This is a genomic window from Halomonas sp. ALS9, assembly GCF_001651035.1.
GTDB lineage: Bacteria > Pseudomonadota > Gammaproteobacteria > Pseudomonadales > Halomonadaceae > Vreelandella.
This window is the reverse complement of the sequence record NZ_LXRG01000032.1, coordinates 32,802-52,672: the sequence shown is the minus strand read 5'-3', so window position 1 is coordinate 52,672 and position 19,871 is coordinate 32,802. Positions and strand designations below refer to the sequence as shown.

19 protein-coding genes and 1 pseudogene are annotated in these 19,871 nt (G+C 49.6%); 11 read left to right on the top strand and 9 right to left on the bottom strand.

The genetic code is table 11. The annotated features are described in order from the left end of the window. Nucleotides 1-268 precede the first annotated feature (268 nt). Nucleotides 269-1,123 carry an SDR family oxidoreductase gene (locus A6R74_RS01335; protein ID WP_064232572.1) on the bottom strand — a complete coding sequence of 285 codons (855 nt, stop codon included), beginning with the start codon at nucleotides 1,121-1,123 and terminating at the stop codon, nucleotides 269-271. A gap of 535 nt (nucleotides 1,124-1,658) precedes the next feature. Here A6R74_RS01335 and A6R74_RS01330 point away from each other — a divergent pair. From A6R74_RS01330 to A6R74_RS22680, 4 genes are all read left to right on the top strand, one after another. Next, entirely contained in the window at nucleotides 1,659-2,237 is a 579-nt protein-coding gene (locus A6R74_RS01330; RefSeq protein ID WP_064232570.1) for a hypothetical protein, read from the top strand. Between the two features lie 22 nt (nucleotides 2,238-2,259). Continuing rightward, complete coding sequence (locus tag A6R74_RS01325; protein WP_064232568.1) at nucleotides 2,260-2,697, top strand: phage holin family protein; 438 nt, start codon at nucleotides 2,260-2,262, stop codon at nucleotides 2,695-2,697. Further along, nucleotides 2,694-3,833, top strand: coding sequence for a DUF3618 domain-containing protein (locus tag A6R74_RS01320; RefSeq protein WP_064232566.1), 1,140 nt, complete (start codon nucleotides 2,694-2,696; stop codon nucleotides 3,831-3,833). Before A6R74_RS01325 ends, A6R74_RS01320 begins: the two co-directional genes overlap by 4 nt. Before the next feature lie 70 nt (nucleotides 3,834-3,903). Further along, a complete protein-coding gene (locus A6R74_RS22680; RefSeq protein ID WP_165603337.1) occupies nucleotides 3,904-4,047 on the top strand; it encodes a hypothetical protein in 144 nt (47 codons plus the stop codon). A 74-nt stretch (nucleotides 4,048-4,121) separates the two neighbouring features. Here the strand turns inward: A6R74_RS22680 and A6R74_RS01315 are convergent, their stop codons facing one another. The 3 genes from A6R74_RS01315 to A6R74_RS01305 are packed head-to-tail and all read right to left on the bottom strand — an operon-like array spanning nucleotide 4,122 to nucleotide 7,123. After that, entirely contained in the window at nucleotides 4,122-5,126 is a 1,005-nt protein-coding gene (locus A6R74_RS01315) for a hypothetical protein (protein WP_064232564.1), read from the bottom strand. Between the two features lie 52 nt (nucleotides 5,127-5,178). Then, nucleotides 5,179-6,528, bottom strand: a complete 1,350-nt coding sequence (xseA, locus tag A6R74_RS01310) for an exodeoxyribonuclease VII large subunit (RefSeq protein ID WP_064232563.1) — start codon at nucleotides 6,526-6,528, stop codon at nucleotides 5,179-5,181. A 4-nt stretch (nucleotides 6,529-6,532) separates the two neighbouring features. Next, complete coding sequence (locus tag A6R74_RS01305) at nucleotides 6,533-7,123, bottom strand: DsbA family oxidoreductase (protein WP_064232562.1); 591 nt, start codon at nucleotides 7,121-7,123, stop codon at nucleotides 6,533-6,535. Nucleotides 7,124-7,293: 170 nt separating this feature from the next. Between A6R74_RS01305 and guaB the strand changes: the two genes are divergently transcribed. From guaB to A6R74_RS22880, 5 genes are all read left to right on the top strand, one after another. Next, the gene (guaB, locus tag A6R74_RS01300) at nucleotides 7,294-8,763 is read left to right on the top strand and encodes an IMP dehydrogenase (RefSeq protein ID WP_064232561.1); all 1,470 of its coding nucleotides are present in this window, start codon (nucleotides 7,294-7,296) and stop codon (nucleotides 8,761-8,763) included. A 97-nt stretch (nucleotides 8,764-8,860) separates the two neighbouring features. Beyond that, on the top strand, nucleotides 8,861-10,438 hold the full coding sequence (gene guaA / locus A6R74_RS01295) for a glutamine-hydrolyzing GMP synthase (RefSeq protein WP_064232560.1): 1,578 nt from the start codon (nucleotides 8,861-8,863) through the stop codon (nucleotides 10,436-10,438). A 116-nt stretch (nucleotides 10,439-10,554) separates the two neighbouring features. Then, nucleotides 10,555-11,619: a DNA cytosine methyltransferase gene (locus tag A6R74_RS22485; protein ID WP_064232559.1), complete on the top strand. Its 1,065-nt coding sequence runs from the start codon at nucleotides 10,555-10,557 to the stop codon at nucleotides 11,617-11,619. After that, the gene (locus tag A6R74_RS22480; RefSeq protein WP_064232558.1) at nucleotides 11,609-13,210 is read left to right on the top strand and encodes a TIGR02391 family protein; all 1,602 of its coding nucleotides are present in this window, start codon (nucleotides 11,609-11,611) and stop codon (nucleotides 13,208-13,210) included. The genes A6R74_RS22485 and A6R74_RS22480 overlap by 11 nt, the downstream gene beginning before the upstream one ends. A 415-nt stretch (nucleotides 13,211-13,625) precedes the next feature. Beyond that, entirely contained in the window at nucleotides 13,626-13,817 is a 192-nt protein-coding gene (locus tag A6R74_RS22880; protein WP_064232557.1) for a hypothetical protein, read from the top strand. 151 nt (nucleotides 13,818-13,968) lie between these two features. Here A6R74_RS22880 and A6R74_RS22600 read toward each other — a convergent pair whose 3' ends face one another. The 4 genes from A6R74_RS22600 to A6R74_RS01265 all read right to left on the bottom strand — a co-directional run bounded on the left by A6R74_RS22600 (nucleotide 13,969) and on the right by A6R74_RS01265 (nucleotide 17,169). Next, nucleotides 13,969-14,334, bottom strand: a complete 366-nt coding sequence (locus A6R74_RS22600; protein ID WP_125410273.1) for a hypothetical protein — start codon at nucleotides 14,332-14,334, stop codon at nucleotides 13,969-13,971. Nucleotides 14,335-14,418: 84 nt separating this feature from the next. Then, nucleotides 14,419-15,333 (bottom strand): hypothetical protein, encoded by a 915-nt coding sequence (locus tag A6R74_RS01275; RefSeq protein ID WP_064232556.1) that lies wholly within the window; start codon nucleotides 15,331-15,333, stop codon nucleotides 14,419-14,421. 118 nt (nucleotides 15,334-15,451) lie between these two features. After that, a complete protein-coding gene (locus A6R74_RS01270; RefSeq protein ID WP_064232555.1) occupies nucleotides 15,452-15,910 on the bottom strand; it encodes a nucleotide triphosphate diphosphatase NUDT15 in 459 nt (152 codons plus the stop codon). After that, nucleotides 15,910-17,169 (bottom strand): FAD-dependent oxidoreductase, encoded by a 1,260-nt coding sequence (locus tag A6R74_RS01265; protein WP_064232554.1) that lies wholly within the window; start codon nucleotides 17,167-17,169, stop codon nucleotides 15,910-15,912. The genes A6R74_RS01270 and A6R74_RS01265 overlap by 1 nt, the downstream gene beginning before the upstream one ends. 238 nt (nucleotides 17,170-17,407) lie before the next feature. Here A6R74_RS01265 and A6R74_RS01260 point away from each other — a divergent pair, with 238 nt between their 5' ends. Next, the gene (locus tag A6R74_RS01260) at nucleotides 17,408-17,941 is read left to right on the top strand and encodes a TetR/AcrR family transcriptional regulator (RefSeq protein WP_064232553.1); all 534 of its coding nucleotides are present in this window, start codon (nucleotides 17,408-17,410) and stop codon (nucleotides 17,939-17,941) included. A gap of 96 nt (nucleotides 17,942-18,037) precedes the next feature. Here A6R74_RS01260 and A6R74_RS01255 read toward each other — a convergent pair. Next, nucleotides 18,038-18,305: pseudogene (locus tag A6R74_RS01255) on the bottom strand (ABC-F family ATPase); the annotation flags it as partial. Between the two features lie 467 nt (nucleotides 18,306-18,772). Here A6R74_RS01255 and A6R74_RS01250 point away from each other — a divergent pair. Further along, nucleotides 18,773-19,870, top strand: a complete 1,098-nt coding sequence (locus A6R74_RS01250; protein WP_064232551.1) for a pyridoxal phosphate-dependent aminotransferase — start codon at nucleotides 18,773-18,775, stop codon at nucleotides 19,868-19,870. Nucleotide 19,871 lies beyond the last annotated feature (1 nt).

Here is a 19,871-nt window from a genome sequence, read left to right as displayed (position 1 = left end):
ACTTAGTTATTGAGCGCGCGCCTATTCGACCGCTATCCCCAGGCGGCAGTGAGAGGCGAAATTTGTTGATCCAGCCTCATTGTCAGGTAAATCCTTCGATTATTACCGAGCGGTAATAATCAGTCGCCTCTTCGCCTTATTAGGATTAAATATTCCCGAGCGGGAATATTTTGGAGCAAACGCATTCTGACAAAAAGGCGGCCCAAGGCCGCCCCGTTAGTGTGCGCACTATCTTAATAAGAATCCCTTAGATGTTAAGTATTAGGTATTAGGTATTTAAGATAACCCCGCCATTCAGATGTAGTGTTTGGCCGCTCATATAGGAGGACTCTTCGCAGGCCAAATAGACATAGGCAGGGCCCATTTCGCTAGGTTGCCCGGCACGCTTCATGGGAACCTGATCACCAAATGAGGCAACTTTGTCCTCATCAAAACTGGCCGGAATCAGCGGCGTCCATACCGGCCCCGGCGCCACTGCGTTCACGCGAATACCACGATCCATCAAAGACATCGCCAGCGAACGTACCAGCCCCTGAATAGCCCCCTTGGTGGCGCTGTAATCGATCAGCGTATCATTGCCCTTAAAGGCATTGATCGAAGAGGTGGCAATGATAGTGTCGCCCTTGCTGAGATGCGGCAGGGCGGATTTAGTCAGATAAAAGTGGCTGAAGATGTTGGTCTGGAAGGTGCGTAGCAGTTGATCGTCGGGGATATCGGTGATGTCGTCCCAGTCGTACTGCTCGGCGGCGTTGTTGATCACAATATTGATCTTGCCGAAGTGGTCGAGGGTGCGCTTAACGATCTCACGACAAAATGCGGGCGCTGCCACATCGCCTTTCAATACCAAACAGCGGCGACCTTCCGCTTCTACCAGCCGTTTGGTCTCTTCCGCATCTTGGGTTTCTTTGAGGTGGACGATCACACTGTCGGCACCTTCGCGGGCGTAGTGAACCGCCACTGAACGACCAATGCCGCTGTCGCCACCGGTAATAATCGCGACTTTGTCCAGTAACTTATCGGCGCCCCGGTAGCTTGCACGGATGTATTCGGGCTCTGGGTGCATGGCATGTTCATCGCCTGGCTGCTTATCTTGGTGCTGGGGTGGTTGCTGTTGATCACTCATGTGCGGTCACTCCTTTGTTTGCACAGAAATAGTTGGCACAGAAATAGTTGGCACAGAACTGTTTGCATAGAGCTGGTTACACAGAAATCGTTGGCGCAGAAATTATTGGCATAATAAAAAGCTGCGGCTTAAAAACGGATGGTCACTGCGCATCCGGCGCGGCTCCGTTCCTCGGCCCAACGTCACTCTTCAACGTAGACCAAGGACGTAGAAACAAGCAAACCTAACGGCAACGAATATATTTTCTATAACCAGTGTTATTTAATTGGATTTAAAGTTTATCTTATTAACCTATGTTAATAAGATAATTAACTATAGAAAAAATAAATGCCCATAAATTGACAATAAAAGAATGACCGCTATGTTTTATGTGTGGCATGTCTATTAAATAAACGGCGTAATTAGCTAAGTATTAGTGCTTGTTTTATTTAAGTTTATAATTGTGCTGATTAATTACTCCTAGTAGATGTGCGCTGACGTTGATTTTGTTTCACCACGGATGCTGACAAGTGAGACGACAAGGAGGAAGTGACAGATGATCGATCAAGGAAAGCAGACTAACCCAGGTGCCTCTGACCAGCCGAGCCCTTCAACAGAGACGCTCAAGCAGCAAGGACGCGACACCGCCCACGAGGTAGGAGAGGCGGCCCAACACCAAGCTGAAGGCTATTTTAACCAACAGCGCGATAATGCTGCGGAACAGTCCCATAAACTAACCGGCGTTCTACAAAAAATGGCCGATGAGTTTGATAACCAGCAGCAGCCATTTTTCTCAAAACAAGCGAGAAAGTTTGCTGATACGACCGAGCGCTTTTCGGATAACTTGCGTGATAAAGATTTACGCAGTGTTTGCGATGAAGCGCAGAGTTTCAGTCGCCGCGAACCTGCTTTGTTTATCGGGGGCGTGATTGCCGCTGGCTTCCTGGTTTCTCGTTTTCTGCGCAGCTCTGGTCAACACAGCTCTGATAAACACAGCACCAGCGGCCAGTACAGTTCGAACCAGTATAGCGCTGATCAGCAAACACCAGGTGCTGATAACCACGCCAGTCATTTAACTAGTACCGCTGCGGGAAGCACGGTTAGACGTTCAACTCCGGGTAGTGAATCGCTCTAAATTGAGAGCAGGGAGGCAAATAATGGATTCGGATAACAAACCCACGGCGCAAAGTTCATCGGTCGGGTCGCTACTTTCAACAGTGATGCAAGAAATTAGCTCACTGGTGCGCAACGAAGCTGAGCTTGCCAAGACAGAAATGTCAGAAAAAACCCACGAGGCTATGGCGGGCATCGCTGCTATCGCCATTGCCGGTGCGGTGCTGTTAGGCGGTTTTTTAACCTTGCTTGCCGCAGCGGTGTTTCTGCTCAATGAAATACTGCCGCCCGACACCACTCCCTGGCTGTCGGCGCTGATTGTGGGAGGCGTGGTGACGGTGATTGGCATCATTATGCTTAACGCGGGCCAAAAGAAACTCCAGGCGCGCAGCTTGATGCCGACGCGTACGCTGAATAGTTTGCAGAGTGATAAGGCGGTTGCCCAGAAGCATCAGCACAAGGTCAAGGAGGAGTTGAAATGACGGATCATAACAACCAGCGAAGCCCAGAAGAGATTGAGAAGGATATCAGTCAATCCCGTGATCGCCTCGATTCCACGCTGAACGAGATCGAAGAGCGCTTCTCTCCTCAGCAGTTGCTGAATACGTCCTACGAGTATCTGCGCCATGGCGGTGCCAACGAATTTATGGCTAATCTGGGCACCACGATTAAGCAGAACCCGCTGCCATTTCTGGTCACCACGGCGGGGTTGGGCTGGATGATGCTGTCACAGCGTCAGCCTAATCGAGGCCAGCATCAGTTCGCTTCGGCGACTGACCAGCGCTTTTATACAGGCGGGCAGCCTTCATCGAACACAAGTGGCGCCCACGGTTCGCCGGGTATACCCATTCATGAGGGCACCCACCCAAATGAAGCTATGTATGCCCAGCCAGCTGGAGCCGGTGGAACTGAACATTCAAGCGATGGCCAAGGCCGTATGAGCGAGATGAGCCATAAAGCCAAAGACTCCGCTCAACACCTGGGGCAGAAAGCCAAGCAAACGGCGCAGCAGTGGGGCGATAAGGCCCACCATCTGGGGGATAACATGCGAGATTCCAAGTCTCATCTACAGCATGGTACTCACGACAATTTGCACAACATGGGGCAGCGAGCTCGCCGTGCCGAGGGCCAGGCTTCCGATTTTATTCAAGAGCATCCGCTAGTGGTTGGCGCGCTAGGGTTCGCGCTGGGCGCCGCCTTGGGCGGCATTTTCCCCGCGACCAAGAAAGAAGACGAGTATATGGGCGAGTATCGTGACCGCGTTCTGCATAAGGCCGCGGAAACAGGGCAAGAGCAAATGGATAAAGCGCAGCACTCTATTCACGAAAAAGCCGAGTCGTATAAGGGTGAGTCGCAGCAGGATAAAGACACGCAGGCAAGCGGCCCTAACGTCAGCGGCGCTAACGTAAACGCACCGCAGGATAGGGAAACGGGGCTAAAAGACTCACCCACGCCTTTTGGTGGCCGCCCAGGGTCAGAGCAGCCCGGTTCTGAGAACAATCGTGCTGGGGACAAGCGCCCTGAGCAAAACAGCCCTGAAAGGCACAGCCCAGGCCTGGCGGGTTCGAGTACGCCCTCTGGCAACACGCAAGGGTCGGGCACTAACCGCACGCCCTAAGTCGCCTATTTGGCCGCTTAGCCCCGGGGCTGAAGAAACCAAGGCCACCACCTACGGTAAGGAGTAAGCGATGACTCAAGTACCCGAGAAAGACAAAAAAGCTCCTAAAGAGCAGGATGACCATCACGATGAGGCCAATCCGATGCCGGATACCCATCATGTGAATCCAGAGTCCGATGACGATAAAAAGTCAGGCAGAGACTCCAAGCAATAATGCTTATGCAGCAGTGTTTAGAGCAAGTCTAAACAGAAAAGGCGCTACTTCGGGTAGCGCCTTTTCAATTGGCACTAAACCTCTATATTGATTGAAACCGTTGATACGGAAACCTCACTGAGCGAGGTAGGCAGTAGCTGCCCCAATGAGGAGTAGAGCGCCTCAGAGGTTGATGATGCAATCGCTTGATCCGTCTTTTCCATGGCTTCTTCGGCTTTCCTAAGCTCGCGACGGGCTTCTTTATCTTCTTCTCTCAGCCGAATCTTGAGTTCATTAACGGCTTCGCGCAGCTCTTTTTGGGCATCAGTCAGTACGCCGCGTAGTGCGTGTTCACTAGCGCTGGGGCCGCTATTTTTTGAGCGGTTGTCTTCATTTTGAATCAGGCTGGGTAGGCTAGGTAATAAGCCGAGCTCGGTAGATTCATCGCCTTCAGGCTCGCCCGCTGCTTTCTCGGCCTCTTGCTCAGCAGCCTTCTCAGCCTCTTCCTCGGCTGTTTGCGCACTGGCTTCGGCTTGCTGCGCGTCACTTGAAACAGTTGCCTGGGTGCTCTCATCACCACCCGCCTGTGCCGCGACTGATTCGGCCCCGTTGGCCTGCGCCACCGCCGGTTGAGCTGCTGTCGAAGGCTCTGCTGTCGGTGCAGCTGCATTCGATGACACTGCTGGCGTTGAAACCACTGAGGGGATCGCGGTAATGCCAGCACCGCCGCCGCCACCTTGGCTATTCAATAGCTTTGCCGCACCGGCCAGCTCACGGGCGATGCTCTTGAGCTCTTTGGCCATGTTTTTAAGCTGCTCAGGTGAGGCGAAGGCCATCATCGCTTTGAGCATTTCAATCCGCTGGCGCAAAAAGCCCACTTTCTGAGTGGCCTGCTGCTGAGAGGCTTCCTTGGGCGTGGGTAACGACGCCAAGCTCTCCAACGCTTCCCGCTGCTTTTTAAGGCGTTTTGTGAACGGGTCGTCTTCCGCAGGCGCTGCGATAGGCTCTCTCTTTTGCGGTTCAACCCGGGTGGAGGCTAAAAACTGCGGCTTATCCTGGCGCTGGTTAATCAACGTGAATGACGAAAATCCTATCTTCATGGCGGTATCCTCTCCTCATTGTTAGAAAATATCGGCCATTTAACTTAGGACTTTAACCCCCGGACTTTAGACGCCGCTTAACCTCCACGCTTAGCCTGCCTTCACCTAGCTTTAATTTAAGCTTCTGGCCTGGCTGGGTATCTTCCGCGCGGCGAATGACCTGGCCCTGCTCATCCTGGGCAATCGCATAGCCCCGACCCAGCACCGCTAGCGGGCTGACTGCGTTTAGCTCACGGGCGGCGCTAGTTAAGCGTGTTTGGCGAGTCTCTAGCTGGCGCTGCATGGCAGAGGCCAAACGGCGCTGTAGCTGGCTCACGCGTTCACTTTCCGCACGATGCAACCGCCCCATATCCTGGCTGGCCAAACGCCTGTTCAACTGCGCCACCTGGGCTTTTTGCTGGGTGAGGGCGTGCTGCATGGCACGATTCAAGCGCTGATTGAGGGCGCTTAAGTGCTGGCGCTGACGGTTGAGCTGTTCGCCGGGGTGGCGCAGCTTGGCGCGCAGGGTATCCAGCCGCTGGCTATCCCGCTCTAGCCGCGCCTGCATAGCCCGCTGTAGGCGGCTGTGCTGATGCTCAAGCTGGCGCTTAAGGGTGGTTTGATCCGGCACCAGCCGTTCGGCGGCGGCTGAGGGTGTGGGCGCGCGCATATCGGCGGCAAAATCCGCCAGGGTGACATCCACCTCATGGCCCACCGCCGACATCACCGGCAGCCGGGAGTGAAAAATCGCCCGCGCCAGGTGCTCGTTATTAAACGCCCACAGATCCTCCAGGCTGCCGCCGCCGCGGGTGATCAAGATCACATCCCGCTCTGGATCTAGTCGCGCTTGGCGGTTAAGCAATGCTAGCGCCGAGATCATCGCCGGGGCGGCTTCGGCGCCTTGCACCGGCACTGGAATCAGCGTCACGTCCGCCAGCGGCCAGCGGGCTTCGAGCACCGCCAGCACATCACGAATGGCCGCGCCTGTAGCAGAGCTTAAAATCAGCAATTTGCGGGGCGGGAAGGGCAGCGGCCGGGCATTGGCAAACACGCCTTCGCCTTCCAATTGGGCTTTTAAGCGCTCAAAGGCCGCCAGCAGCTCGCCCAGGCCCGCGGCCTGAACGGCCTCAGCAATCAATTGGTAATCGCCGCGTGGCTCAAACAGTGACACCCGCCCGCGCAGTTTGACCTGATCCCCGTCGCGCATCGGCGCCGAGACAAACCGCGCCCGCTGACGAAACAGCGCACAGCGAATCTGCGCACGATCATCCTTCAACGTGAAATAGACATGCCCGGAAGCGGGGCGGGAGACGTTGGAGAGCTCGCCTTCCACCCACACCTCGCCCACATCGCGCTCAAGAGTCTGCTTGGCGCGCTGGTTGAGTTGGCTGACGGAGAGCGCTTGCGGAGTAGGGGAGGCCATAAAATTACCCGCGCTCGATCAGAAAACGTTTGAGAGCGTCAGGGTCGGGCACGCCCTGAATCATTTCACCGTCGATGACCAAGGTAGGCACCGACTGAATAAGCGCTTCTTCCACCGCATGCCGCTGTGCCGTTTGATGCTGATCGCGGTAGCTGCCTTGGGCCAGGGCATCGAGTACCGCTTGGCGCTCAAGGCCCACCGACTCGCCAATATCTGCCAGCACGTCGGGGTCGCCGAGATCGCGCTCCTGCTGGAAGAAGGCTTTCAGCGCCGCCATGGAGTAGTCATGGCCCAAACCCTGCTCTTCGGCCATGGCGAATACTTCAAAGGCTTTGTCGGTACGTGGCTGCGGCGAAATATTGGGCAGCGTAATGGGCACGCCGAGCTTTTTGGCCATGGGGTAAACTGAATCCTGCCAAATCTTCGGCAAGTAGGGGTCTTCCACCTTTAGCGTGGGCACCGGGGCAGGGCGCAGCTCAAAGGGGCGCCAGCGAATTTCCACGTTCAGGCCTTCGGTAGCCTGGGCAATCGCTTCTTCCGCCAGCAGGCAGAAGGGGCAAACGTAATCGGTGTAGACAATAATCTGCTGAGACAAAACGCCTCCTTGAACAGTAAAAATGGCCAGCCATCAGCCTAACAGCATACGTCATTAGCAATTGGTATAAGCACAACAGCCTGACTGCATTGCTGGGAAGGCCCTCAAAAAGCTATAATGGGGGATTAACCTTTCACGCCCCACTTCCTCTCAATCAGGGTGTTGCCGCTATGCTACGTATGGCCCAAGAAGCACTAACGTTCGATGACGTTCTCCTCGTTCCCGGCTTCTCCGATGTTCTTCCCAAGGATGTCAGCCTCAAAACCCGCCTGACCCGCAATCTTTCGCTCAATATACCGCTCCTCTCTGCTGCGATGGACACCGTTACCGAAGCGCGTCTAGCGATTGCGATGGCCCAGGAAGGCGGCATCGGCATTATCCATAAAAGCATGGCCATGACCCAGCAAGCCGCTGAAGTGCGCAAAGTCAAAAAGCACGAAAGCGTGATTGTCAAAGACCCGGTCACTGTTAGCCCCAAAGCCAAGCTGGAAGACCTGCTGGCCATGGCGCGGGAATACGGCTTCTCCGGTTTCCCGGTGGTGGAAGGCGAAACCCTGGTGGGTATTGTGACCGAGCGCGACATGCGCTTCCAGCCCAATCACGGCGACAGCGTAGCGGACATCATGACACCCCGCGAGCGACTGATTACCGTTAAGGAAGGCACCGATCTCGAAACCAGCAAAGCCAAGATGCGCGAACATCGCATCGAGAAAATGCTGATTGTCGATGACGAGTTCCACCTGCGCGGCCTGGTCACCTTCCAGGATATCGAAAAAGCCCGCACCTACCCGATGGCCGCTAAAGACAGTGACGGCCGTTTGTTGGTCGGCGCAGCGGTAGGCACCGGCCCGGAAACCCCGGATCGCGTTGCAGCGCTGGCCGAAGCCGGTGTAGACGTGATTATCGTCGATACCGCCCACGGCCACTCCAAAGGCGTTATTGATCGCGTACGCTGGATTAAAGAGAATTTCCCGGCCATTCAGGTAATTGGCGGCAACATTGCCACCGCCGGTGCGGCCCGTGCGCTGGCTGAAGCGGGCGCGGATGCCGTCAAAGTAGGTATCGGCCCTGGCTCAATCTGCACCACGCGTATTGTGGCCGGCGTTGGCGTACCGCAAATCACCGCGGTTTCCAACGTGGCCGAAGCGCTCAAAGAGTTCGACATTCCGCTGATTGCCGACGGCGGCATCCGCTACTCCGGTGACCTGGCCAAGGCGATTGCCGCTGGCGCCAGCGCCGTGATGGTCGGTGGCCTGCTGGCCGGTACCGAAGAAGCCCCGGGCGAAGTTGAGCTTTACCAGGGCCGTACCTACAAAGCCTACCGCGGTATGGGCTCCATGGGTGCCATGTCGCAGAACCAGGGCAGCGCCGACCGCTACTTCCAGGATAAGAGCGAAGGCGCCGAGAAGCTGGTGCCGGAAGGCATTGAAGGCCGCGTACCCTATAAAGGCATGATGGCAGCGATCGTCCACCAGCTGATGGGCGGGCTGCGCGCCTCCATGGGCTACACCGGCTGCCGCGACATTCTGGAAATGCGCACCAAGCCCGAGTTCGTACAAATTACCAGCGCTGGCTTTAACGAATCCCACGTTCACAACGTGCAGATCACCAAAGAAGCGCCCAACTACCGGGTGAGCTAACCAACGTATTTAGTTAAAACGGCGGCGGGCACAACAGCTCGCCGCTTGCTTTTTGGCCTTACCAGCGGCACCCACACCGCTTAACCGAGACCCCGCCATGAGTGACATTCACGCCCATAAGATTCTGATTCTCGATTTCGGCTCCCAGTACACCCAGCTAATCGCCCGCCGCGTTCGTGAGATCGGCGTATTTTCTGAAGTGCGCGCCTTCGATATCACTGAGGAAGAGATCCGCGAGTACAACCCCAACGGCATTATCCTCGCCGGTGGGCCGGAATCCGTGACCGAACTGGACTCCCCGCGGGCGCCCCAGTGCGTGTTTAAAATGGGCCTGCCAGTGTTTGGTATCTGCTACGGCATGCAGACCATGGCCGAGCAGTTGGGCGGTAAGGTAGAAGGCTCTAACCAGAGCGAGTTCGGTTACGCGCAGATCCAGATTGACGTCGATAACGCGCTGTTCAACGGCATTAAAGACCACGTAGACGCCGCCTCCGGCAAGGCCCTGCTGGACGTATGGATGAGCCACGGCGACAAGGTGGCCCAAGCGCCGGATACCTTCACCGTGACCGCCTCCACCCCCAGCTGCCCGATTGCCGCCATGGCCTGGGAAGAGAAGCAGTTCTACGGGGTACAGTTCCACCCGGAAGTGACCCACACGCTGCAAGGCCAGCGCATTCTCGAGCACTTCGTGCTGAATATCTGTAAAGCCGAAAAACTCTGGACGCCCGCGCAAATCATCGAAGACCAAGTACAGCGCGTACGCGAGCAAGTGGGCGACCGCCACGTACTGCTCGGCCTCTCCGGCGGTGTGGATTCCTCTGTTGTGGCGGCACTGCTGCACAAAGCGATTGGCACCCAGCTGACCTGCGTATTCGTCGACAACGGCCTATTGCGTAAAGCGGAAGGCGACCAGGTAATGGAAACCTTCGCCAAGCACATGGGCGTGAAGGTGATCCGCGTAGACGCCGAAGAGCTGTTCCTCGGCAAGCTGGCGGGCGAGAAAGACCCGGAGCTGAAGCGCAAAATCATCGGCAACACCTTTATCGACGTGTTCGATGAAGAAGCCAGCAAAATCGACGGCGTCGACTTCCTGGCCCAGGGCACCATCTACCCGGACGTGATCGAATCCGCCGCCTCCAAAACCGGCAAAGCGCACGTGATCAAATCCCACCACAACGTGGGTGGCCTGCCGGAAACCATGAAGCTCAAGCTGGTCGAGCCGCTGCGCGAACTGTTTAAAGACGAAGTGCGCAAACTCGGCCTGGAACTCGGCTTGCCCTACGACATGGTCTACCGCCACCCCTTCCCTGGCCCCGGCCTGGGCGTGCGTATCCTGGGTGAAGTCAAAAAAGAGTACGCCGATATCCTCCGCGATGCCGACGCCATCTTCATCGAAGAGCTTCGCGCCTCTGGCTGGTACGAAAAAACTAGCCAAGCCTTCGCCGTATTCCTGCCGGTGAAATCAGTCGGCGTAGTAGGCGACGGCCGCCGCTACGAATGGGTCATCGCGCTACGCGCGGTAGAAACCATCGACTTCATGACCGCCCGCTGGGCGCATCTGCCTTATGAGCTACTGGAGAAGGTTTCCAACCGGATTATCAATGAGTTGGCGGGGGTTTCGCGGGTGACTTATGATGTTAGTAGTAAGCCGCCTGCTACTATTGAGTGGGAGTGAGGAGTGTTTTGTAGAGTATAAACCCCGCAGAGCGCGGGGTTTTTTATTGCAATTTAGTATGGTGTTTGCTATTAAGTATAACTGTTTTTTTAATTTTAATTATGGTCACTTTTGAAATGGCACAGCATGAAATTCCTACAGCAATTGATATCTTCTGTGGTGCAGGTGGGCTTACTGTAGGGTTGAAAAAAGCAGGGTTCAAAGTTATAGCTGGTATTGAACTAAGTGAGTCAGCTGCTAAAACTTATCGCATGAATCATAAAAATGTATCAATGTTTAATGAGGATGTGAATATTTTAGATCCTGTATTTGTTATGAGAGATTTGAATATTGGCTTTGGTGAGCTAGACCTTATGGCAGGTTGTCCTCCATGTCAGGGGTTTTCTTCTCATAGAACAAGGAATAGACTGGTTTTTATCGAAGATAAAAGAAATGATTTGATATTTAGATTTTTAGACTATGTTAAAGCTTTTAACCCAAAGTCTATTATGCTTGAGAATGTTCCAGGCTTAATGAAAGACAACAGATTGACACTGTTTGTTAAGGAATTGAAAAGATTAGGATATTTGTTTTCTGAACACTCGTTAAAGATAGAAGATGCTGCCGATTTTGGAGTTCCACAAAGAAGAAAAAGGTTGATATTACAGGTGTCTAGGCTGGGCTTTATTGACGATGCTAAACCAGTAAAGAAAAGGAAAACCGTAAAGCAAGCTATCGGTTTTCTTCCAGCTGCTGGTAGTAGTGGTGATCCATTGCATGATTTAGGAGAGGTTAGATCAGAAAAAACCTTAAATATAATAAGAATGATACCCAAAGATGGAGGGTCAAGGGCTGATATACCTAAAGAATATTGGTTGCCATGCCATGTGAATCGCCCAAATTCATACAGGGATGTATATGGAAGAATGTCGTGGGATAAGGTTTCACCTACAATAACAGGGGGATGTCATAATCCATCAAAAGGTAGATTTTTACACCCTGCTGAAGATAGAGCTATTACCCTTAGAGAAGCTGCATTGTTGCAGACGTTTCCTCGGAAATACAAGTTTGATTTAAATAAAGGAAAAGAGGCTGTAGCTTTAATGATAGGCAATGCTTTACCTCCTACATTTATTAAGTGTCATGCAGTTAATTTTTTTAATCACCTTATTGCGAGCAAGGAGAAAGGTTATGCCGAATAGTTTTGAGCTTAAGTTTGATCCAAAAACAATAGAGCACTTAGGCGTTAGAATGTATTCAACGCTTCCTCCTGCGCTTGCTGAGCTTATTTCTAATGCTTATGATGCTGATGCGAGTAAGATTATAATACAATTTCATGAGCGAGGTGCTAGAGAAAAATCCATAACTGTTATCGATAATGGTTATGGGATGACTTCGGACGATATTCAAAATAAATTTCTAGTAATAGGTAGAAATAGACGCCAATCTGATGGAGACAAGCCCTCTCCTACATATAAGCGATTGCCTACAGGTAAGAAGGGTTTAGGTAAATTGGCTTTATTTGGTCTTGCAGAGCGTGTAACAGTTGATACAACTAAGAATAATTTAAGAAACCGATTTTCCTTAAATTGGAATGACCTACTTTCTGCTGAAGGTACATATAATCCAGTTACAGAAAAGGTAGATGAGTTTTCCGATTTGAAAGAAAGCGGCACATTTATTAAGTTAGAGCGCCTTAAAAGAAAAACCCCTTTTAATATAGAAGCAATAGCTGATAGCCTGTCTAAAATATTTATCGTAGACGAGAATTTTAAGATCATTTTAAAAACTACCAATGGTAAGTCGGTTGTAGTTTCAAATGAAAGGCGTTATCAGAATTTTGATGTAGAATTTCAGTGGGACTTGAATGATGTTTTACCAAGCGATAGTGTTTATAAGGATAAAATTAGTGGTAAGCTTCTTACCTCTAAAACACCTATTCCCCCTAATTCTGGTCTTAGAGGAGTAACAATATTTTCACGAGGAAAATTGGTTAACTTACCTGATTTCTTTTCATCAAGTACGTCAAGTCATTTTTATCAATATTTGACGGGGTGGATAATTGCAGATTTTATTGATCTCCTTCCAGAGGACGTTATTTCGACAAATCGACAGTATTTAAACTGGGATAATGAGGAGATGATTCATTTTAGAGATGTGCTTTCCACAGCTGTATCATTTGTTGGAAATGATTGGAGGAAAAAGAGGCGTGATAAGAAAGATAACTCTATTAAAGAGAAAACGGGTGTTGATAGAGAGAAATGGCTTGCTACTTTGCCTAAAGAAGTCAGAAAAAAGGTCGATAAAATAGTTAAAACTTTAGAAGACGAAGAAGGTATTTCGGATAATTTTGGTGTCGTAATGCAGAGTCTTCATTCTTTAGTTCCGGAATACCCTATGTTGCATTGGAGGCATTTGCACCCTAAGGTAAAAGATAGGATTAAAACTTATTACGCCAATGAGCAGTATGCTTTTGCTGCTGATCAAGGAGTCAAAATATATGCGGAAATCGTAAGAGAAAAAAGTGGGTCTAGTGAAGATGGCTCGAACTTGGCTAATGTTTTTAATGTAGATAATTCGCAGATTGAAGTTGCAGATTTAACTACTGATACTGGCAGAAATATTCAAATGGGGCAAATGCATTTAACTAGAGGGCTAATGCAAGGCTTTAGGAATCCCATTAATCATGCCCCAATTGACAGCGTTTGCCCCAGTACGTTCTCGGAACTAGACTGTTTGAATATATTGAGCTTGGTTTCATATTTATCCACAAGAATTGATCCTGAAGATTAATGATATATTTTATATTTTAATGCTGGTTTTAATTTTAATGAGTTGTTTTTCATCTGTTTTTTAGATAAGATTTAGCTATTGAAAAGGTATCTTTGAATTTTTATAGCTAATTTTTTAGTAACTAGGTAGTCAAAATGACATCTAAGCCCGCCCTTCCTCCATTCTTATTTTCTCGCCGATGGCATAACCGAGGGCTGGCGGATCGTGGAGATATTCAATTGGACGGCTAGGGCAGGGTGGTTAACTGCTCTCAGCTTGAGCGTGTGCAGGGAAGAAGCGAAATGGCACAGCCAGTTGTCTATGTCTTACCTGGTTAACGGTGGATGGCACGACTAAATTTTATTTTGGTGAGGCTGGTGCGCTTGGAGATCATATCAAGCAGCATGTATCGAGTAAGGAGTTTTGGACGCGGACAGTGGCGTTTACCAGCACCAACGAAGGCTTGAATAAAGCCAACGTGCGCTACCTGGAAGCGAGGTTACTGGCCCTGGCGAAAACCACCAACCAGTGGGCACTGGACAACGGCACTTTCCCCGCTCCACCTCCGCTTTCTGAGGCTGACCGTGCCCGAGATGTTGGTGATTTTTCCTTTGCTGGGGATCGGTAATCGTCAAGTAAGTTGTCGTCTATGACTATATTTATGCTGCCTCTGACGTTAGGTTCTTAAGCCCTGCAGGTCTGCGATTGTAAACTATAAAGGCGCTGTGTAACCTTAGATTTCACCACGGATCGTGCTCGTTGTTGAGAACGCTAGTAGGCTAAATGTTTCTGTTTGCCGGATTACTGAGCGCTTTGACACCTGCAGCATACCAACAGACTTGTTCACCTGGACTTGAGGTAGAAAAGCGCATCCACGGAGTCGATTTGCAAGCTTCAGGGTATTGATCATTACGCTCTTGCTGGCATCCACCGGAGAAAGGGCATGGTGTTGGTTTACTTTTTAACTCTTTAGTCGAAACAGCAGAGGCGTCGATTTTCAGGTGCAGTTGATTAAAGTGCAGTGCCGATTGAAGGGCGCCAAGGCAACTGGCAATGTTATCATCTCTCGCAATTAGTCCTGGGCCTATCCAATACATATCTAGCGCTTCATTCGGCTTGACTTGAATAACAAGACAATCAAGCATATTACCAATGAATCCTCTGAATTCTTGAGGTGTCAGGGGTTTGGAAATTAATGAAAATTCAGGAGCCCAATTTTGTTGACGTAACTACACTCCCAATTCTGCCATTTTCATGTATTCCCCGATAGCCGTCCATATCACGTCTCCTTTGCTTAGATCATCTCGCTGTTCGCGAAGCGCGAAAAGGACATGTTCCGAGTCATTGCTGCAGCTAGCCCTTGCTTTTTCAAGAACACTAGTCACCGATTCATTTGTGTTTCTTAGCGAGACACAAATAGTGTACAGCCAGAATCCGGAGAATATATGAGAGAGTGCAGTGATGCCAATTGCTATGAGATCGTGTGCCTGCAAGTCTCTCCCTGACCAGTTTCGTATGGCTTTGCGATAAGCGAGGTAAGGGAAAATAGGAACATGAAGATCCAAATCATTATCTGGAATTCCGCTAAGGCGTCGCATTTCGCGCTCAACTTCATAGGCAACTCCCTCAGTAATAAAGCTTAGGCCAATCGTGATGTCTTGGCTTGTTATGTCGCCATTTTCCTCATGTGTCTTGAAAGTAGAAATGGCTTTGGATACATTCTGACTCGTTAATATTCTTGGGAAATCATATTCCCATTGCAAAATTTCTTTGCAACCGCTTAGAGATTTAGCTGATGTTGTTCCAAGCTGAGCGTTCATTATAGTGGCTACGTAGCACAGAGAATTACGCCCATCTTCTGACATTGTGTCGAGGCCAAGAAAATGGCCTTGTTCATTGCAACCACCGGCCATTACTCTTAATAGTATAAGATTGGAATGTAAGTATGCTTGCCCGGCTGTAGTCGACGCGTTGTGCAGGAAGTGGACGTATTCGTGAGCATGCATTGCTACTGCGGCTGGCAGTGGGTCATTCTCTTGTGGATCCAAATCAAAAAGACTCGACATCCGAATGTAAAATGCATTTTGTCGATAGATGCCGGCTGCTGCGCTACTTAAACTATCGAACTCTGATGGTAGTGTCATATTGTTGTGTCTTGTTAGTGCAAATTAGAGGTATACATGTTAACTGACGATTACCGGCTAGTACTCTTGATCTATACTCAATGAGAAGGAATCCAGCGATAGGGCTATTCTTGATCAGTCAAATCTCCATATCAACAGTGTAAGCGCACCACCCATCTGGGCATTGACTACCCTTCCATAAGCTGATCATCGCTTCGCTTGCAGGGAATAGAGGAGTTGGAAGTTCTGAAGGTGGAAACCAAGCCCATTCTAAGAAAACATCCGGTTCGGTCACCTGTGCGACCGCGAGATTATCAGCAAGAGAAACCCTAGCTGCAGCAGTGACGGCTGTTCGGTTAGCCGTCAGTTGTTGCATAATCGCAAAGATACTGGCGCGCTGTTGAGTGATGATGCCCGTTTCTTCCTGAAGTTCCCGCAATGCTGCAACCTCGAAGGTTTCTCCTGGCTCGACATGCCCGCCAGGCAGGCACCAACTGGGTGTTTCTCCAGCCTTGATACGATAGCCAAACAGCATATCACCATCAGCACGGGTAATAATGACGCCGACACCGACGCGGGACGAATTTGAATCAGACATCAGGCATATTCCTCAAGCGTTGCAAGTACGGCGCTAGCTGCGTAGTGGCCACTGATAAATGCCGCCACGATACCACGGAATAAACCACAGGCATCGCCGACGACCCAAGTGGGTCGATTGGGGAGGCGTAATGTACCATCGACCTCTGGATACCAGCCTATTCCCTCCAGGGTAGGGCCGATCAGTCTCGTTTCATTATGTTCAATGGAAGGAAAACGGTTAATGAGTTTTCTTAAACCTAGTAACATGGCATTGGCGACTTCTTTTCCGTAAATAGCATCCATTCTTGAGGTAGTGGCCTGTTCTCTTTCAAGCCATGCCATAAGCGGAATCTCGAAATAAGTGCCCTGCTCACGCAGTGCTGCTTTAATTGTATCAATGGTTCGTTTTGCTAAGGTTTCGTCAAAGATGCGAGTGTTGAAGCCGACATTAGAACGCTGCGAGGGCGGGCCATCGGAATGTCCGGATACCGTCCACAATCCTTGAGTCTGAGTGAGAACGGTTCTGCCGTTGCGACAAGCGCAGAAAGTCCTCCACTCGGTGGGGTCAGAAGCAACACGTAATGTTAGCTTAGGATCCAGGTTGGAAAGGGACTGAAAGAATGCAAGTTCGCTGGGTTGTTCGATACGAAATCCTACCTCTAGTCGGCGAAAGGTTTTCTTAATGTCTTCTTTGATATCAAGCGCGCCAAAACGACCAGTCGCCCAAATCAGCGTTTTGGCAGTGATTTCGTAACACCTCTGTGTATTTTTCAGCTCTAGATGATGCCGTTTTGTTGACTCATCATAGCGGCAGTTCGTCATACGCGTCTGGGAGGCAATATCAGCATCTAAGCTGCTGACTAAGCCAAACACCAGTTCCATACGCGCTTGTAGTGAAAGGTAGTCTGAAGGGTAACTCTTGAGTACCCAGTCACCGACATCTGAAGAATACGTATTGGTAACTGCCGGGAAGGATGGAGTGTCCAGGCCATGATTGTTGAGCAGCTTACATGTCCAGGCATAAGCATCATGTAACGCTTCACGCTTGGGTAAACGCCATAGATGACTCGCGGCAGGGAAAAATGAAAACTTTCCATCCGAATATAGCCCAGCCCCTCCATGGCCTTGCGTTAACTCCTTTTCTACTGCTCTTATTCGCTCGGCGATTTCGTTGCCTTGATCAATAAGAATGATTCGGCGCCCTTGGTAAGAAAGCCTCTGCGCGGCAGCTAAGCCTGCGGGGCCAGCTCCAATGATAACGACATCGTAGCACTGCATGGTAAGCGGTCTCTGGGGTAACGATTAACGTTGTTCGCCAAGTTAAAGCGTGTAATGGCTGCTGCAACGCGCGTCATGTTATAATTAAAAACTTAGAAGCACTTACTGATACGAACCGATCCGTATTGGTATTTATCCTAATCCTATTGAGTAGGTTTCGGCAAGGGTGCCATCCATGGTTTCTGTTTCTTCTCCACGGCCAGGTCGGCCACGGAGCACTTCGGCTGCTCCCAAGGTCATGCGAGCAGCACTAGATCTAGCATTCGAAGGTGGTATTCAGCATGCTACCGTCGAGCGTATTTCTACTGTGTCTGGGGTGGCCAAATCAACCATATATCGGCGCTGGCCGAATGCTGCTGCAATTGTTATGGATGCGTTTTTCGAGGAAGTAGGGCCGACGATCGCTTATGACGTTCGACTGCCCATCGACGAAAATTTTTGCCACAGCGCCGGGGCATTGGTGGTAGCGTTAAAAGGTCCGCGTGGGCAGTTACTTCGGGAGTTGCTGGGGGCTGCACAGGCTGACCCAGACCTGCGTGAAGCTTTCGTGGAGCGCTGGATTATGCCCAGGCGCCGTATGGGGCGTGAGGCTATCGAAGGGGCTATCGCACGAGGTGAGCTCCTGCCAGAAATCGATCCAGAACTCACCTTGGATCTCATATACGGTGCCGTTTATTATCATTTGACTGTGTCATTCAGCGAAATAGATGAATCCTTTATCGATAAGCTCGTGGAAGAGGTACTGAGCCCCTACCTGAAGGCCCGGGCGTAAGAAAAATTGCGGTCGCCCGAGGGTTAAGAAAACCAACACTGAGAACTGAGTAATCCCCAGCATTGCAGGGGATTATCGCAAAGTGGCTCTAGCCATTTACACGACGCCCTGGCTGCGTAAATAGTCATCATAGCTGCCGCTGACATCGAAAATGCCTTCCGGCTGCATATCAATAATACGCGTGGCTAATTGACGAGACGTACTCGCGGTCGTGGCTCACAAACAGCAACGTACCGGGGTAATTCTCCAGGGCCAGGTTCAACGCCTCGATAGATTCCATATCCAGGTGGTTGGTCGGCTCATCCATCAGCATTCCATTGGGCTGAGTGAGAATTAATTTACCGAACAGCATGCGCCCCTGCTCGTCATTGTACCAAAACCTCGTACCTGATGGCGGCTGTTACACGTCAACTCTCGATTTTATTGAATACATGACCAAGCCATCTCATCCGAAAAATTAAATAAATTCATGCAGATAGTTTAACTTATAATTTTTTTAAAATTTGTATTGATTTACATCAATTTGAATACTAAGATTTAATGAAACGATACGAATCGTTTTATATTATTATAGTAGTTTCATGAATGCTCCATGAAGTCGCTCACCTTGTTAAGCAAGATGCATGATCAGAGTATTATACCTCTATGGGGAAGACTTCGAATTAATAATGAAGGGTCTACGCAAAAACTACGTTGACGAACTCCGAGCCCTAAAACTGCAGTCGCTGCAGTTATTGGTTGAATTTAGAATACAAGCCGAGTAGTTTTTTAGCTTTTAAAAAAACAACAATCTACTAGCATTAAAAAATAAATCGAAGAAAGGATTATGTTATGGATGTTTTTTCTGATTTAAGGGAAGCTCTATCAAGATCAAGTGATAGTTATTCTGTTCATCAGGGAAAGTTATATGTAAATCCCAAGCTCAGAGAGGTAATCTCGGATATAGACGAGATTTTAATTGAGCCTGAGATTCACTCTGATAAAGGAGGGCAGCTAAGTCTAAGAAAGAAAATTTCTGAAGCCTTTCTTGGCAAAGAAATTAGGTTTAATGAAATATCTATCTGTAATGGTGGAACTAATGGTTTGAGTTTGGTGTTGCAAAGTAGCATCTGCTCAGAGAGACGGAATGTACATGTAATATCCCCTTATTGGCTATACCTTCCTTGCGTTGTTTCTTCCGCTAAAGGAGTCATTAAGGAGCATTCTTCTCTAGATCAAAGTGGGAACTTGATATCAGAGAAGGAGATATTGGAATCGATAAGAATCAGTTTGAGCGATAAGTCAGGGCTAGTATATGTAGCGAACCCAGCCAATCCAGTGGGGAATTGTTTCTCATTAAGTTTTTTATCTGAATTGAATGAAGTATGTCGGTTTTATAAAATTCCCCTAGTGGTAGATCATGCATATTATTCATTTTCGATAGAGCACCATTTGTGTAAAGAAATACCTAAAATCCCATATGAATTACAAGATGACAATATATACAATGTTTTTACATTCAGTAAATTGATGGGAATCCCTGGTGCTAGAATCGGGTTTGTTCAGTCATCAGAATATAGGGCGGAAAAAATAGAAGAGCAATATCGAGGAACGAATTATGCACCAAATAGCTTTTCTCAATCGATAGTGTATCACTACCTCAGGAATAATGAATTAATTAATGCTAGGAGAAAGCTTTTTTATGAAAATCTAATGATAACAAGAGAGTGTCTTAATGAAATTTGTGTTCTACCAGAAGGAGGGTTCTTTGCATTTATCAAAATACCAAAAGATATTGATAAAAGCGTGTTGCTTGAACATGGTATAGGTATGGTGAGTGGCGAACTTTTTGGCAGTGGTTACAATGATTTTGCAAGGCTTTGTTTTACATCTGAAAGCCCAGATAGGTTGGCTTCTTGTTATAGAAATTTAATTGGCCTAATGACTTAAA

Bases quoted from the DNA above. Each gene is read 5' to 3' on its own strand.
- A6R74_RS01335 (WP_064232572.1), bottom strand. From the start codon at position 1,123: ATGAGTGATCAACAGCAACCACCCCAGCACCAAGATAAGCAGCCAGGC.
- A6R74_RS01330 (WP_064232570.1), top strand. From the start codon at position 1,659: ATGATCGATCAAGGAAAGCAGACTAACCCAGGTGCCTCTGACCAGCCG.
- A6R74_RS01325 (WP_064232568.1), top strand. From the start codon at position 2,260: ATGGATTCGGATAACAAACCCACGGCGCAAAGTTCATCGGTCGGGTCG.
- A6R74_RS01320 (WP_064232566.1), top strand. From the start codon at position 2,694: ATGACGGATCATAACAACCAGCGAAGCCCAGAAGAGATTGAGAAGGAT.
- A6R74_RS22680 (WP_165603337.1), top strand. From the start codon at position 3,904: ATGACTCAAGTACCCGAGAAAGACAAAAAAGCTCCTAAAGAGCAGGAT.
- A6R74_RS01315 (WP_064232564.1), bottom strand. From the start codon at position 5,126: ATGAAGATAGGATTTTCGTCATTCACGTTGATTAACCAGCGCCAGGAT.
- xseA (WP_064232563.1), bottom strand. From the start codon at position 6,528: ATGGCCTCCCCTACTCCGCAAGCGCTCTCCGTCAGCCAACTCAACCAG.
- guaB (WP_064232561.1), top strand. From the start codon at position 7,294: ATGCTACGTATGGCCCAAGAAGCACTAACGTTCGATGACGTTCTCCTC.
- guaA (WP_064232560.1), top strand. From the start codon at position 8,861: ATGAGTGACATTCACGCCCATAAGATTCTGATTCTCGATTTCGGCTCC.
- A6R74_RS22485 (WP_064232559.1), top strand. From the start codon at position 10,555: ATGGCACAGCATGAAATTCCTACAGCAATTGATATCTTCTGTGGTGCA.
- A6R74_RS22480 (WP_064232558.1), top strand. From the start codon at position 11,609: ATGCCGAATAGTTTTGAGCTTAAGTTTGATCCAAAAACAATAGAGCAC.
- A6R74_RS22600 (WP_125410273.1), bottom strand. From the start codon at position 14,334: ATGCTTGATTGTCTTGTTATTCAAGTCAAGCCGAATGAAGCGCTAGAT.
- A6R74_RS01275 (WP_064232556.1), bottom strand. From the start codon at position 15,333: ATGACACTACCATCAGAGTTCGATAGTTTAAGTAGCGCAGCAGCCGGC.
- A6R74_RS01270 (WP_064232555.1), bottom strand. From the start codon at position 15,910: ATGTCTGATTCAAATTCGTCCCGCGTCGGTGTCGGCGTCATTATTACC.
- A6R74_RS01265 (WP_064232554.1), bottom strand. From the start codon at position 17,169: ATGCAGTGCTACGATGTCGTTATCATTGGAGCTGGCCCCGCAGGCTTA.
- A6R74_RS01260 (WP_064232553.1), top strand. From the start codon at position 17,408: ATGCGAGCAGCACTAGATCTAGCATTCGAAGGTGGTATTCAGCATGCT.
- A6R74_RS01250 (WP_064232551.1), top strand. From the start codon at position 18,773: ATGGATGTTTTTTCTGATTTAAGGGAAGCTCTATCAAGATCAAGTGAT.